8 protein-coding genes are annotated in these 15,677 nt (G+C 48.8%); 7 read left to right on the forward strand and 1 reads right to left on the reverse strand.

Features of this window, described 5'->3' with window-relative positions:
• Positions 1 to 24 precede the first annotated feature (24 nt).
• The 4 genes from FWE06_08570 to FWE06_08585 all read left to right on the forward strand — a co-directional run bounded on the left by FWE06_08570 (position 25) and on the right by FWE06_08585 (position 4,116).
• A complete protein-coding gene (locus tag FWE06_08570) occupies positions 25 to 1,272 on the forward strand; it encodes a hypothetical protein (protein MCL2547222.1) in 1,248 nt (415 codons plus the stop codon).
• An 80-nt stretch (positions 1,273 to 1,352) separates the two neighbouring features.
• Positions 1,353 to 2,306 (forward strand): class B sortase, encoded by a 954-nt coding sequence (gene srtB / locus FWE06_08575; GenBank protein MCL2547223.1) that lies wholly within the window; start codon positions 1,353 to 1,355, stop codon positions 2,304 to 2,306.
• Positions 2,307 to 2,309: 3 nt separating this feature from the next.
• Positions 2,310 to 3,521, forward strand: coding sequence for a Cna B-type domain-containing protein (locus FWE06_08580; protein ID MCL2547224.1), 1,212 nt, complete (start codon positions 2,310 to 2,312; stop codon positions 3,519 to 3,521).
• A 193-nt stretch (positions 3,522 to 3,714) separates the two neighbouring features.
• On the forward strand, positions 3,715 to 4,116 hold the full coding sequence (locus FWE06_08585) for an Rrf2 family transcriptional regulator (protein MCL2547225.1): 402 nt from the start codon (positions 3,715 to 3,717) through the stop codon (positions 4,114 to 4,116).
• A gap of 82 nt (positions 4,117 to 4,198) precedes the next feature.
• Here the strand turns inward: FWE06_08585 and FWE06_08590 are convergent, their stop codons facing one another.
• Positions 4,199 to 6,175: a zinc-ribbon domain-containing protein gene (locus FWE06_08590; protein ID MCL2547226.1), complete on the reverse strand. Its 1,977-nt coding sequence runs from the start codon at positions 6,173 to 6,175 to the stop codon at positions 4,199 to 4,201.
• Positions 6,176 to 6,348: 173 nt separating this feature from the next.
• On the opposite strand from FWE06_08590, the gene FWE06_08595 reads away from it, so the two are divergent.
• The 3 genes from FWE06_08595 to FWE06_08605 all read left to right on the forward strand — a co-directional run.
• Entirely contained in the window at positions 6,349 to 7,494 is a 1,146-nt protein-coding gene (locus FWE06_08595) for a YibE/F family protein (GenBank protein MCL2547227.1), read from the forward strand.
• A 55-nt stretch (positions 7,495 to 7,549) separates the two neighbouring features.
• On the forward strand, positions 7,550 to 11,623 hold the full coding sequence (locus FWE06_08600; protein MCL2547228.1) for a metallophosphoesterase: 4,074 nt from the start codon (positions 7,550 to 7,552) through the stop codon (positions 11,621 to 11,623).
• 187 nt (positions 11,624 to 11,810) lie between these two features.
• Positions 11,811 to 15,677, forward strand: a 3,867-nt coding sequence (locus tag FWE06_08605; protein ID MCL2547229.1) for an InlB B-repeat-containing protein, incomplete at its 3' end; no start/stop codon positions are given.

A 15,677-nucleotide genomic window follows, 5' to 3' on the forward strand; every position in this document is an offset into this window, starting at 1 on the left:
AAATAAATTTGGAGGGAACATAACATGTTCAAAAAGTCAAAACTTGCAATTTCACTGGCACTGGCGCTCATTATGTGCGTCGGACTCTTTGCATCGGTATCGGCGTTTGATCCGGCGGACCACCCCGGCACGCCGGCAAATCCTGCGCGGCTTGGTCTTACCAAGATCCTGAACACGCCGATCGGTACGGAAATCCCGTCAAACATGACATTCAACTTTGCGATAACACCCGTGAGCTTGGACGGCGTCCCGGTGGGTGATCCAACCTGGCCAACCGGCATCACGATGCCTGTATTGGGCACAGCCGGTGCTGTGGCTATCTCGGTAAACGATGCTCGCATGACCAACAGCGTTACTGCGCCTACCACCACGACTCGCATTATGGAAACGGGCGACTTGCTCGCCGGCATTTCTTGGCCGACAACAGGTACGTTCGTGTGGCGCGTTGTTGAATTAGACAACGTGAACCCTCACATCCTCAACCAAGACCCCGAGGTTTTGGAAGCAGTAGATTTCTCGCAGGCTCAATTCTTGATCGTTGCCCACGTTTTTGAAGACCCGATTACTGGTACTCGCTATGTACGCTTTACGTATGGTTACCGCGAGTATTATGACGACGGCACCCCCGGCAGCGGCAAAGTTCCCGGCGAACCCGGCACCCTTAATCCAGTTGGCGACCACAGCCAACTCTTCTTCACCAATCGTTACACAAGAAGATATGACTATACTCCCGATCCTGAACTTGGTCCGTTGACCATCAGCAAGACAGTAACGGGCGCCATGGGCAGCACGACGCGTGAGTTTGACTTTAGAGCTACGTTGGACATAGATCCGATGTTTACCGCGCCGTTCACCGCGCCGGCGGCATTCACCGCGTACAGAATTGCTGCGGACGGCACAACCGTTATCGGTACGGTGTATACATTTGCCAGAGGTGTTGAGCAAACTTTCCGACTCCGCCACGGTGAGCGCTTGGTGTTCCAAGACACGCCGGTAGGCACGCAATTCGTCGTGACAGAGACAGCGGTGTTCAGTTACGCCACCAGCATCTTGGTAAACGGCGTAACCATCCCCGGCCCTGCAGGTTTGACGACCGGCTTGCGCTATGTTCTTACCGGTGGCAGCACCGCGGCGTTTACCAACCACAGAGAAGCCCCGCCAATGGGCATCAACATGAGCACCTTGCCGTTCTACGGTTTGATTCTGCTTGCAGTGGGCGGCTTTGCAGTCTTTGTCGTAGTGAAAGTCCGTAAAGGCAGAAACTACAACTAATTAGGCATTCGTTTACTTACCTCGGTTATCGGCTGCCGGATAAAACCGGCAGCCGATAACCCCAAAAAAGAAGGAGCCCTATGAGCAGAGCGGAAAAAGCAGGACGGACAGCAATTAAACTGACAAATGGTGTTGTTAACATTTTTGTGTTGGTTGCTATTCTGCTGCTGCTGGCGTTTAGCAGCTATGCGATATGGGACTCCAACCAAGTCTTCAACGTGGCAGATGCCACAAACTATGCAATATTTAGACCCAGCGAAGAAGATGGAGGGGCCTCATTTGAAGAGTTGCAGGCGATCAACCCCGATGTATTTGCTTGGTTGACGGTATACGGTACCGGCATTGATTACCCTGTGGTGCAGGGTGAAGACAATATGTATTACGTCTCGCGCGATGCGCGCGGCAACCACTCTATGGCCGGCAGCATATTTCTAGACAACCGAAGCTGTCGCGATTTTACGGATTTTTCCAGCATTTTCTACGGCCACCATATGGCGCGAGGCGTCATGTTCGGCGATATTGAACATTTTGCAGACAGACGTTACTTTGACGGCCGCCAGTATGGCATGCTGTACTTCAACGGGCGGGAACACGGCTTAGAATTCTTTGCCTTTGTGCATACACATGCGAGCGACGGCGAGGTATTCCGCACAAACATCATGGAGCGAGAGCAACAGCAAGCGTATTTAGACATGCTCATTGACATGGCGATAAACACACGCGATGTGCCGGTTACAATCGACGACCGTATTGTGTTGCTGTCAACTTGCTCAAACGCTTCCACCAATGGTCGCGACATCTTAATCGGCAGAATTACCGATGAAACTTTCGATGACCCATTTTGGACAGAAGATCCGGACAGAACCAACACCATACCGATCATAGATAGATTGCCCGACTTGTGGGCGCAAGCCCCGCTGTGGGGAAAAATCGGTATCATCGCATTGCCGTGCTTATCGGCGGTGATGTTGGTCGTCTTGATATATACAAAACGTGCTAAAAAGAAACGCAATACCCACAACAAGGGAGAATAGATAATGAATCAGATACTTTCAAAAACACCAATAAGGAAACAAGCCGGAATGTTCCTTGCAATCGGGTTGGCTTTGATTTGTCTGCTGGGCGTCTTGTCTATGCCGGCAGCGAGCGCTGCCGGAACAGAGGAAGTGACGCTGACAGTACGGCAGAGTCTTGTCGCCAATGTCGGAGAGGTACCGAACCAAACCTTTACGTATCGGCTCGTGCCGTTGTCTGCAAGCAACCCCATGCCGGTGGGGAGTGGTGCAGATGGGTTTATTTTTACCGCAACGGGAACAGGCGAAACGCAAGTCGGACCGATACAATTTACGTCAGTGGGCATATTCTCATATCAACTCAGGGTTATACAGAGTTCAACGCCTCGCTATACCTACGATACGCGCATTTACTACATTGACGTGTATATTTTGAACGATACGCCCGATAATCTATCGATCTCTAATTTGACATCCATTGTTATTGTCCGCAACGAAGATGACGATAAAGTAGATGAAATCCTGTTTGAGCACCGTTATGATGCCGAGATGATAACCATTGCAGGCATAAAAACTTGGGAACATGGCAATAATCCCTTCTCCAGCCGGCCGGAGTCTATTACCGTGCACGTCATGGATGGTGAAAGAGTGGTAGCCAGCGCAGTGATTACTGAGGCCGATCACTGGATGTGGACATTTATAGTCCCGAGAAACCGCGCCGATGGCAGTGAAATTGTCTATACCTTGCGAGAGGATCCGGTTTACGGCTATGAAACAATTGTGACGGGATTTGATATTACCAACAGACATGAGAGTGTTTCAAAGCACCCTGGCTATATTTTGCTTGAGGGGCAAAAAACATGGGAACATGGAAATAATCCTGTAAACAGCCGACCGCAAAGCATTACAGTGTTGATTAAAAATGGTAGTGCCGTCGTGGAACGGGTTACCATTACGGCAGATGATGGCTGGCGTTGGGTTGCCTTTGTACCGAGGTATGACGTCGACGGAAACCCTATCCACTACACAATAAGTGAGGAAAATGTGCCTCGATACACGCTTACAGTGAATGGACTTAATCTGCACAATAGATTTGTAAGTGCGAATTTCCCTGGTGACAACCCACACACCGGTGATGATAGAAATATATTGTTTTGGTCTGTGTTGACTGCGGTTAGCTTTATCGGTTTAATTGTCATTGTATTCCGAAAGAAAAAGACAAAAGCAACTACTTAAAACAATTCCTATTATGTGGCTATGTTTTGATCCGTGAGGTTTGATTACTCCCGGTGTTCGGGCGGTGGTATCTGCATCGCCCGATGTCGGGGGGGGACTAAAAAAATGGCGCGGCAGATATGCAAAAAGAGGTTGTCGTGCAGTTTTTGGTAAGCTAAGTCAGGGTAATTCGATAAATGAAGGTGGTGTTATTATGAGGCTACAAATTTCTACAGACTATGCCGTCCGAATTTTGCGGCACTTGCATAAGAACAGCGACGAATTGCACACTGCAGCAAGTATTGCAGAATCGGTTGGGATGACGTATCATTTTTTTGCTCAGATTGCAAACCAGTTAAAGAAGAGAGGGCTGCTTGATTCTGTTCAGGGCAGAAAGGGTGGCTATCAACTGGGGCGACCGGCGCAGGACATCAGTTTATATGATGTGTTTTTGTGTGTTGAAGGGGAACTGCAAATCAGCCGTTGTTTAGGAAACGGTGGGCTTTGTGATTATGGTAAAATGAGAAAATGCAAAATGCATGGCGGGCTTCGTAGTTTGCAAGATACAGTGATTGAGGAAATGTCGAAGCTGTCTTTGATTGAGCTGGCTTCATAAATGTAAATGTCTAATGTTATAAAAGATCCGTCAACAAGCACGTTGACGGATCTTTTATAAGTAAATTGGTCACTTGCTCTCTTTAGCGTTTGATGTAGCTAAATGTCATATCGGGAAGCAGGCGGCTTGTAACGGTGAACACGCCGTCTTCAATCACATAATCCCATACATCCACAAAGCTGTCGTCGGCATCAAGGAAAAGTACGCCATCTAACGTTGCCCAATAGAATTCTTCCATAAGCCCCGGAACACCTCGCGTGCCACTGCCGTTGTTCTCAAAAGTGTAGATATATGCATCCATTGTGTCCCACGCCCATGTGCCGACTAAAGCATTATCAATTTCAGCGTCAGCCGGGATCTCGTCAAACAGTCCGCCATCTAAATCCCAGCCCCAATCGTCACCCCAGTCGAAGTCATCATCCCAATCAAAATCATCGTCCCAATCCCAGTCGTCGTCCCAGTCCCAGTTATCATCCCAGCCGAAATCGAATAAACTGTCTAACCCAATCTGTTCAAGCCATTGTTCAAATGCGTCACCAATGCCCGGATAGCCAAAAGCGTCATCAACATCAACAATCTCACCGTCTATGCGCAAATCGCCGGTGGAAGCTGTTTCAAACTTTGATACAAAGTTCATGGAAACGATTCCCGTTTCGCTGCCGAAATTGACATTGAGCTGCCGAATTGTTACTTCTAACTGTGTGCGTGAAGCATCAATATGACCGGCAATGGAGAACGAGCCATAGTCAGCAACATTGAAAGCTAAATCAAAATCGCCGTTATCGTGGTGAGTTTCCTCCAATGTCAGTGTCACTGACTCACCTTCGGCTTCAACGGTAAGGAACATGCCAGTGTTGCGGCGGCTCATGTCATGGAAACCGGCAACAATGGAGATGGGCTGGATATCTACATCCATCACACCACCCATTAAAGCGCTTATCATATCCATTAAGCCGTCTGCGTCAATCGAAATTGAAATGGCTTGGGCTTGATGGCTGCTATTAATGTATACTGAGTAATAAATACGCAGGGCATCGAGATTGATGAACCTTGTCATTGCGTCGAACTGCATCAGGATTTCGTCCAATTCGTCAAAACTTTCTCCCGACAACTCCATAAGTTCATGCAAATTTGGGCTGTTTAATACATCGCGCAGAATGCTCATTAGTTCATTGCCGTCAAAAACGGTAGTCATACGCGTTAAACGACCGTCGATGAGAGGCAATGTAGTCGTGCCGTCGTTGTAAAAGCGGCGGTTGATAGTGCTGTCGCTGATGCCAAAGAAACGCAAGACATCTTTCAAGCTGCCAGCATCGGCCAAGTTTTCCAACCACGCGATTATCTCAAGATCAGATGCGTCAAGTTCGGGTGTAGTTTGGCGCACGGCATAATCCATGCCGGGGGTGCGGAGAGTTATAGCATCGGAATCAAACAGCATTTGGAGGTCAAACGATTCGCCACCCATAGCTGCTACAAAGCGGGCAAGCATGCTGTCGTCCTCAAAATGCATAGCCAGTTCAAGGGCGAATGCGGACAACAGGGCATTGGCATCGCCGTCATCGGGGGAGATTTGCAAATCACTTAATGACATGTGTATCGTGCTGAGGTCGTCGAAGTCAAAGCCGTTGAGTATGGCATTCATGTTGTTACGCATGGTTCGTTGGGTATTTCTGACAGCATGGCCTACATATTGCGTGGGGGAGACGGTGCGCAGTATATACGGCCAGAATAATGTTGCTATAATTGCTGCCACGGCAACTAGTCCGCCGAGAGACGCCAATGCGACTTTTAAGGCTGTTTTTTTCTTGGGTGTGGGTGACACATCGAAAATAACCGGATCTTGTGAATTTGGTGCGATATTTTTGGCTTGTGCAAGTGTGTCGCCAGTCGGCACTTCCGATTGTGTGGATGCCTCAAAGGTTGGCATTGCCGGCTGTGCCGATGTCTCAGCAGGTGGGCTTTCGGGTGTAACTTCAGGCGCAGGATTCAGCCTTTCGCCACAGTTTCCGCAAAAAGGTGCTGAATCATCGCGTGATGAACCGCATTTGGTGCAAAACATGGGGGATTCCTCTCTTTCAATTAAGGGCGAACTATATTCGCTAATAATGCGTTTATTATAACACTATATGATTAAAAATGCAAGTCTAGTTTTTCCGATTGCCTGCTATTTTTGCCTTGACACTATTAAAATAATATGATACAATAATGCCAAATAATTATGTGGGGCAAAAAATGAAGCTCTTGCGGAACAAAAATGTCATTTTCTATGTGCTTGCCACCTTGGCGATGGCTGGCATGGTTTGGTTTGGTGTAAGCACCGAGATCGACTTCGGGCGCGATGCTATGCCGGGGGTCACGTGGCCGCGCGGCCGGGTAGTAGAAGTCGTTTCTGATGATACCGCGATAGACGAGTATGGTCGGCCCAGCGGGCGGCAGGACCTGTTGGTAGAAATCCTGACCGGCGAATATCGGGGCAGGATTGTTGAAGTGCAAAATATTTTATTTATTAACGCGCCTGTACATGCACAGGCAGGGCAGCGCATCGTACTTCATTTTGAGTCGTTTGAAGATGGCGGTTACTTTGCGCGAGTGCATACTTATGAACGCGCCACCGGTATCTATATCATTGTACTGCTGTTTTTCGGGCTGTTGGCAGCCGTTGGCGGTAAAGCCGGATTGCGTTCGGCGTTTGGGCTGGTGTTTACCTTTGTGGTGCTATTGTTCTTGCTTATCCCCGCCATTGTCCGCGGCGCGCCGCCGGGTCTTATGACGGTGGGATTGTCCTTAGTCATTGTTGCAGTTTCACTTATTGCGATTATGGGCTTTGAGAAAAAAACGTACGTTAGCATCGCGGGAACCACCATTGGCATCGTGATGTACGTTCTGTTTTATTTTATGGCCAGTGCGGCATTGCGCATCACCGGCTTTAACGCGGCCGATATGAGTGATGTGATAACCTTTCCCTTCCAGTCGATGGCGGGCATTTCTCAATTGTTATTTTGCGGCATTCTCATTGCGTCGCTGGGCGCAGTGATGGATATTACGGTGTCGGTGTCATCGGCAACGGCAGAGTTGAGTGCGGGCAGTCCTGATGCCGATTTTAAGACATTGTTTCGCTCCAGTATGCGCATGGCGCGTGACTGCATCGGCTCGTCGGCGAATACGCTCATCTTGGCCTTTACCGGTACATTCTTTGTCACATTGATTCTATTCCGCTTGAACAACTTTGATTATCACATGATTATTAACCGCACTGATATTGCTATAGAGGTGTTGCGCGCGCTTACGGCGTCGGCGGCCATGGTGTTGGCCGCACCTGTTACGGTACTTATCGGAGCACATGTCTATTGCGCTCGGCGCAGGGAAAAAGCGAAGTAAAACGCGTACAGTGTGCGTTTTTACATAAATTAAAGGAGAGAATAGGAGAAATCACATGAACGCAACAAGAGCAATGCAACAAATGCGGCGCGTTATGGCGCGTGTGTTGGCAGTCGCCATGGTTTTCGGACTGATGGCTACAACAGCGACAGCCACGACGATGCAAGTCGCCCCGTCATCGTCCTCGGCGATGGCACCGTTGTCGGTATATGTGCCGACAGATTATCGAAACCTCAATATGACACCGGGCGGTGATGTAACCGAAATGCGGTTTACCTGGCACTCGCAATCGACGACAGGAAGCATTCGGCTCTACGAGGCCGGCGGAACAACGCCGCTGCAAACGGTAAATTCCAGAACCCGATTGTTGCAGTCGCGTTCGGCGGATACGCCGTGGTTTCCCGGCGTGACGCAGGACTACACCGTACATCAATTGACCATTGAAGGGCTTATCGCTGACACCGATTACGAATATGTCGTCGTGGGTGCTACGTTTGAGTCAGACCGCAAAACTTTTACCACCGGCACGGATGGTGAGGAATTCAGCTTTATCGTAATGGGCGACCCGCAAATCGGTGTGGGACTTCAATCCTCTCATCGGGATTATGAAGGCTGGACAAACGCAATGGAGATTGCCGCCGAGAACACACCCGATGCCGAGTTTGTTCTGTCCGTAGGCGACCAAATCAACAGCCGCCCGTGGGTTACAACCGGCTCGGGTGACAATGAGCTGACGGCTCGGGCACGGTCACAGCATATGCATGACATTTTGTTTGCTCCGCCGGAGTTGCATAGGCTGCCTTTGCTGCCTGTCATCGGCAACCATGAGTCGGGTGCCATGAATGCCAACAATTGGTTGTGGCACTATCATTACAACAATGATTTGAGCGCTGACAACGTGCGGCGTTTGAATAACAATGTCGGTACGCAGTTTGAAATTCAGTTTGACTATTATGTGCGTTGGGGCAATACGCTGTTCTTGGTGTTGGATTCTAATGTTCGTACGGCATTGGCAGGTGCGAGATTGACATTTATTCAGAATGCTATAGCGGAAAATGCCGATGCCACATGGATTATCGCTGCATTCCATATTCCGCCGTATTCGGCGTTCCGCGCGACCGATAATGCCGAAAAGGCGGCCATTATCAACAACTGGCTGCCTACGTTAGAAGCACTTGGTGTTGACACTGTGTTGTCAGGCCACTGCCATATTTACACCCGTACACATCCGTTGAGGGCCAGTGCGCCGCATACACCTGTGTTGCAGCAAAATTGGCTGGACGCGGACGGCAACATCGTGGCAGGCACGACGCCTACCAGCGCAGTACTTAACCCCGATGGCATCACCTACTTCGCCTTTAACTCGGCGAGTGGCAGCGGCTACTACAATGCGACGGCAATGGCAAACCGACATTATATTGCCAGCTACAACCAAAACTTCCGCCGCAACTACTCTGTCGTTAACGTGACGGAACACACCATTGAAGTCGTTACCTATCAGATTGAGTATGATGATGCTTCGACGAGAACATTGGTTGACGTCTTTACCATTGTGCGCTCAGATGATGGCACAGTGCCGGCTGATGTTGACAGTTTGCGTCAAATGGAAGATGAAGAATTGGTAGGCATGGAAGCCATTGCGCCGGAAGTTCACGTCTACAATCATCACGCACCGGCAACAGTCGAAGGGCTCAGACTGCCGGCAGAACTTCAAGTAGAAACGGTAATCCGCAACAATCAGGGTGGTAACACGGCCACTATCCGTAATGCCACCGGTGAATATGGTCGGCGTGTTCGTCCGATGTTTGCCGAGATTATTTGGGATTTGGATAATATCGACTATGACCCGATGCTTGATGAGCCACAGCGATTCTTGGTACACGGCGTGATCGATTTGCCCGGCAATGTAGCAAACAGCCTTGGCTTGCCTTTAACGCTTACCATTGAAGTGACTGTTGGCGTGATTGTGCAGCCGAGCGACGGCTTCTTTGCAGACTTTGGCGACCGTTGGCGCTTCTACGGAAGAACCGGCGCCGAACTCTTTGCGGACGCATTTAACCCTGTTCGTTTTGGAAACTGGATAGGCGGCGGAGAGCACCCACACGGTGCGCCGACACCCATCGGCTTTGGTTCGCCTCGTGCGGACACCGGGCTGGTCATGGCGTCGCCCATCGGGATTGGCACGGGTGCGCATCAGCGTGGCCATGCCTCTGGTGCGATTGCGCCTGTGCACACTTTTACCTATTTCAGCCGGACATTTACTTTGGCTGACGACGTCTGTATTGCCAGCTTGGGTGATGTGCGTGGGCGGCATGAGCTGGATGACAGTATGATCTTATTCCTCAACGGCATTGAAATTTATCGCGCAAATACCGGTGGGAATATAACTGTGGGTGAGTCTGTAGATTGGAGCGCCTTTGGTGGACAACAGGCGGATGCGCAGGTGCGCTCGTTCACCATCAATGCTGATGTCAGCAATCGCGACACCGGCTTCCCGTTGCAAAACAACGGTGCGATTAGAATGCATGATGCGGCAAGCCGTACTAACTTAGAAGAGGCATTGCGCCCCAGCGTTAACGTCTTGACAGCTGTAGTGGGCAATGTGGCGAGCGACAGCAGCGACTTGTGGTTCAATCTTGAGCTCTTTGCTGAGTTTGACGATGGATGTGACTGCCCGCCGCCTGCATTGGCGACCGTTATTGTTGACGGTAGCAATGCCGATGACTCGGGTGCAGGCGGCTATGCTGCAGGCTCGACTATTACGATTCGCGCAGGCGATGCTGAGGAAGGCTATCGCTTTGTCGGTTGGACAAGTGCCGCAGGCAACATCTTTGAAGATGCCGCTGACGCGACAACAAGGATTTTCGTGACAGATGATGTCGCGGTCACAGCAAACTTTGTACCGATTACGCTGTGGGACAATGACAACAACCCCAACAGTTGGTCACGTGACTACTTAGTTGATGCCTATCACGCAGACCTTATCTCAACACGCGTGTTGGCGAGCAACATATGGCAAGAGGGCATTAATCGCCTTTACATTGCCGATTTGGGCGCACGTTTTATTGAAGCGCAAAGTGGTATGAGTATCAGCGATTTTGTTGCATCGCGTAACTCAAACACCTTGGTAGACTTCCCGGATTTTGTTGATATTGATGCCGATTATGACAGCGATGTCTATTATCTGACACGACTGAATGTTATTCAAGGTGCTGAGTCGGCGAATTGGGAAGGGCTTAAATTCCTGCCATATGCCCCCATTACTCGTCAAGAAGCGGCGGTATTGATTGGTCGTATGATGACGTTGTTTGGTGGCGAAGTACCGGCCAATGGTGTTATCGCGCAAGCCGATTTGCCGTTCCAAGACACAATACCTAGTTGGGCGCGCGGATCTGTGTATTTTTTATACAACCAAGAGCGTTCGATCATGAGCAACACGACCAGCCAAGTCCATCTCATTCCTGACCCTGACAGGCCAGGGTATTATCTGAATTATTTCTTCTCGCCGCTGATGGAGTTCCAAAGCCAGATGATGGTGATGGCAGTCATTCGTACATTGAGAGAAATCGAAATTTCCGGGCCGCAACCTCGTGAAGGAAGTGGGTTGAACTTTATTGACTTGCCGGTTCTCAATCAGCCTGTACGTACGGGCAACCCCGGCATCGGAAGCTACGTTTCGGTAACCGGTGATGCGAATGGCAGAGTCTTTATGCATGCAAACCCATACCGCAACGAATCATCTTGGCCGGATGCCGACATGATGACAACAACGCCGACACGCATTCCGCGTGCGGAATGGGCAAACTATCAATTTATGTGGGATTATACCATCTCACAGGTTTCTGCCTTTGCTTTCCGTACTACGCCTTCGCCCGGTGGCAGTGACATTAACATGGGTGTTTGGCTCACCCAGACCGGTCGTAATAACGATGTACACTTTGGCGCAGGCGGCACTGATATGCCTGCCGGACGGTACTACGGTGTTGTCAATTTAGAAGAGATGTTGAGTGCTATTCCGGCGATGAACGTTCAGCCGTATTTTACAGTTCACGGCTTGCGTGTCTTCGCGGTCGGTACGCGCGGCGCGTATAACCGTATAGACTTATTGGCCATTGAGCGTATCAACTAATCGACAGACAATTCATTAAACGGACGCCCCCTGTCATAGGCAACCTGCCTGTGACAGGGGGCGCTTTTGTGTGTAAAGCAATAAAGAGTATTAACAAAAAATGAATAAAATGAAAATAAAACCCCACAAAGCATTCGACCGACCTCGAATATTGATATATAAATTTTACCGTAAGGGAGCATCATCAATGAAAAAGTTAAAAAGAATGCTAGCGTTTTGTATGTCCATAATTTTGCTTTCAGGACAGCTATCAATGGTTGCCTATTCAAGCATTGATGGGTATACCATCATTGATGGCTCGCCTGTGCAAAGTATGCCGCCCGAGTCGTTGGCGCAGGGTGAGATTTGGACAGGAAAGTCTGTCGCTTATAATGGTGACGGAACGGCTACTGTCACGTTGTCGGCGTGGGGGCGTACATGGGATGACCCGGACGATCCGGGCACGCCTAAGCTGCCGCTTGATAGCACTCGGCCCTATGTTACTATTACTGACCACCTTGGCGAGTTTAAGCTGGTAACGACATCGATGACAAGTGGTGTGACGATTGGAGAGGGCAACACAGTGATTTGGAATGCTCATCAATATAACATTATCGGGACGGCGCCTGTGCAAGTGTCTTACGTTGTGTATTTGGATGAGGTCGAATGGAGGACAGGTTATTGGTATTCAAGCGGAATCGCTGATGTATCATTTTACCCAGTAAAAGGAAATCCTTTTTATTGGACGAAAGTAGAAACGACATATAACGCGTTTAACACGAGCGTGAACTGGAATAATGGTAACGGCATGAACAGCGGAACAATTACAGATAATATGCTCGGCATAACTATTGTGTTAGGGTCAAACACCAGCCCTGCTAACCAGAAAGCTGCCGACGCGCTGACGCAGCACTGGGCAAATAACGCTCGCATTGGGGATATGGTTTACCAGTGGCATTTGGAATGGCTTAGAGGCGGCGGACCAAAAACGCACGTCATCACTATCCGTGATCTGGAGGCATCCGGAATCGATATTATTTATGAAGTGATTTTTCCCAACCCGGGCGGCAATGCAGCTATACCCGGAGGCAGAACCCTTGTGAGCACCGAGGATTTTCACCGAGGGTTTAAGGAGGGAAATCCGGAGTATCTCTTTACTTGGGATGGAGATGCTATTGTGTGCCATTTGGATGCAGTTGTTCAAATTCAACTAGCATTGGAAGCGGCACCAACAGGCACTTTGCAGCTCAATAAAATGCTAGAGGGCTGGTTTGAGATTGATTGGGATGTCGGTGATCAAACGCCGTTTCATGCCATAATGACCAATCAAGACGGGTATTACTTAACATTTCGTGCTGAGGAAAATATCCACGAATATGCATATACCGGACTTGTTAGATCGCGAGAGCTAGCAACGGTCATAGACTTTTCAGTGGATAAACCGGCCATACTTTTAGGTGTGCCAATTCAAGCAACAGGCCTTCAAAACGCACTTCCCTTCATCTACTTTATAGAAGAAATTTTTGATATTAAGACAGATTTGGTTGAGATAACGTATAGCTTTGACGAAAAAGGAATTCAGCTGACAGAGGGTGAATTGACACAAGCTACGATCATAAACAACTATAAACATGGTATCGGGTATTTGGAAATTTATAAATTGTTTGATGGGTTCTCGACAGACTGGGGTGTAGATGATGATACCGTATTTTACGTACGTATTTGGGATGTGGATTACGGAAATTACCTCCTATTCAAGGAAAGCCCTGAGCCGGATGGAACATACTGGTGTGTGGGCAACCATATTTTCGGGCTAACAGAAGACTATCAGGGTACGCCGATGCTGGAAATCCCAATTAGCGCCAACAGTCCGGTTAAGCTATCTAACTTATGGACGTGGGGACGGTATGAGGTGCGTGAAGTTCGAATGGCAAATGACCAACCAATTGGGGCCGAATGGGGTGCATTTTGGAATGACATCAAACTTGACCGAGATCCAACTTTCAAAAATCGGGATGATGGCGTTTGGGCAGATGGCATTTGGATGGACGAGACTTGGCTGGATAACTGGGAATATGTAAAAATTATAACCGACGAGGGTGCCTGGAATGAGGACAACAATTGGACACACGGCGTTATGTATTCTGACAATAACGGCGTTCAGGAGTTGGAATTTAACGAAACGATCGTTGTCACTGCGACCAATCGCTATAAACACAGCTCTGGTAATATGACTATTATCAAAGATTTGGCTGGTCATCTGGATTGTTGGGGCATAACTAAAGATACAGTGTTCCATGCAACGGTATCAGCCGTTGGCGGCGCAGACAATCCGGGCAGTCGAAATACTTTGATATTTGAGGCAGTGCGTAGGGCATACGGTGATTATACGTATCGCAACATCGGATATATAGACGCGGCCGGAAATACTGTATTTTATATGCCTGACGATAGAGGAATCGATTTTCTGCAAGTTGTGCCGTTTGCCGCGAACGCGCCGGCGTTGGTAACCGATTTGCCTGTGGACGAAGATACGCATTATATCGTCGAAGAGTACTTTACGCCTGGAGCAATCATCGACCATATTACCACAAGCTATACTTTTAACAACGGCGCAATCGTCTCGCCCGGCGGCATTAAAATATCTGCTGATGAGGCGAGCAGCCTTGTTGTGCGTGTTATCAATGAATACGCGCATGGCGAGGGCAATCTAATTGTTGTAAAAGAGTTGGACGGCTTCCCCGAAGACTGGGGTGTGGATGAATTTACCGAGTTTTATGCCGGCGTTCGAATAGAGGGTACGCAGGAATATATGCACTTCTCGTTAGAAGCCGATGATCGCTATCAATATAGACCGGCAGATGAAGCATATAATGGTAACTTGTTTCAGTTTATTCCGTTCAGCGCGGCAAGGTCAACGGTTATAACCGGCCTCAACTCTCATTTTAACTATGTCGTGGATGAATTTTGCGCCAATGGCCGTGATATAGGTGATATTTTCTCTGTTGGGTTTGAAGTATCAATCAGCTATTTTACAGAGAACTTTGTCAATGGCGGCAACATAGTTGCGACCGTAACAAATCGTTTTGAGCATGGTGTGGGCACCCTCCGCGTAGAGAAACGTTTGGTCAATCAGCCAGATAGCGTAGACGAAGACACTATGTTCTACGCAATTGTCAGGGATGCGACCGATGTGAACGACCTAATTTGGATTTTGCTTGACGAGGAAGAAAATATTTGGCACTGCGTAGGAAATGACATTGATTGGATTAGTGAAAATGTAACGGCACCAATTTATGACAGGATTGGCTTTAGTGTGAGTAAGCCTGCTACCTTGACAAATCTATGGTCAGGTCGTGTGTATGTGGTTTCAGAGTTGGATGATGATATCACCTTTGTAGCCTCATATCAGCAACCTGGAGTCATGTGGAATGGCGATGAGTTAACAGCTGTCGTGACGAACGAGTGGGCTAAGTTCCATCAAAACCCTGATATGTTTAAGGTGTTTTATGATGGCAACGGACATACAGATGGCATTGAGCCCGAAGACCCTTGGGAATATCCTGAAGAATACGCTTGGGTTATGATACTTGAAGAGGGAGATTTGGCAAAAGACGAGCATATTTTCATCGGTTGGAACACACAAATCGATGGCAGGGGCGATATGTATCAATCGGACGACTTGTTTACTATGCCGGCTCACGACGTAACATTCTATGCGCAATGGGAGCCTATTACTGTTCCGCTGCCAACGTACAGGGTATTCTATGACGGCAATGGAAACACAGATGGCATTGCACCGACGGATGACACTGACTATCTTGAAAATCAAACGACTATCATAATGGGTAAAAGCACACTGGTAAAAGATGAACATAATTTCATCGGTTGGACAACTGACGATAACGGTGAGGGTACTCTATATCAAGCAGGTGACGAATATATCATGCCGGCAATGGATGTTACATTTTATGCTCAGTGGAGAAAGCCTAATATTTTGCCTCCGCCGAGTGAGCCTCCGCCGAGTGAGCCTCCGCCGAGTGAGCCTCCGCCGAGTGAGCCTCCGCCGAGTGAG

The organism is Oscillospiraceae bacterium, from assembly GCA_009780275.1.
Lineage (GTDB): Bacteria > Bacillota > Clostridia > Oscillospirales > UBA929 > WRAI01.

Bases quoted from the DNA above. Each gene is read 5' to 3' on its own strand.
- FWE06_08570 (MCL2547222.1), top strand. From the start codon at position 25: ATGTTCAAAAAGTCAAAACTTGCAATTTCACTGGCACTGGCGCTCATT.
- srtB (MCL2547223.1), top strand. From the start codon at position 1,353: ATGAGCAGAGCGGAAAAAGCAGGACGGACAGCAATTAAACTGACAAAT.
- FWE06_08580 (MCL2547224.1), top strand. From the start codon at position 2,310: ATGAATCAGATACTTTCAAAAACACCAATAAGGAAACAAGCCGGAATG.
- FWE06_08585 (MCL2547225.1), top strand. From the start codon at position 3,715: ATGAGGCTACAAATTTCTACAGACTATGCCGTCCGAATTTTGCGGCAC.
- FWE06_08590 (MCL2547226.1), bottom strand. From the start codon at position 6,175: ATGTTTTGCACCAAATGCGGTTCATCACGCGATGATTCAGCACCTTTT.
- FWE06_08595 (MCL2547227.1), top strand. From the start codon at position 6,349: ATGAAGCTCTTGCGGAACAAAAATGTCATTTTCTATGTGCTTGCCACC.
- FWE06_08600 (MCL2547228.1), top strand. From the start codon at position 7,550: ATGAACGCAACAAGAGCAATGCAACAAATGCGGCGCGTTATGGCGCGT.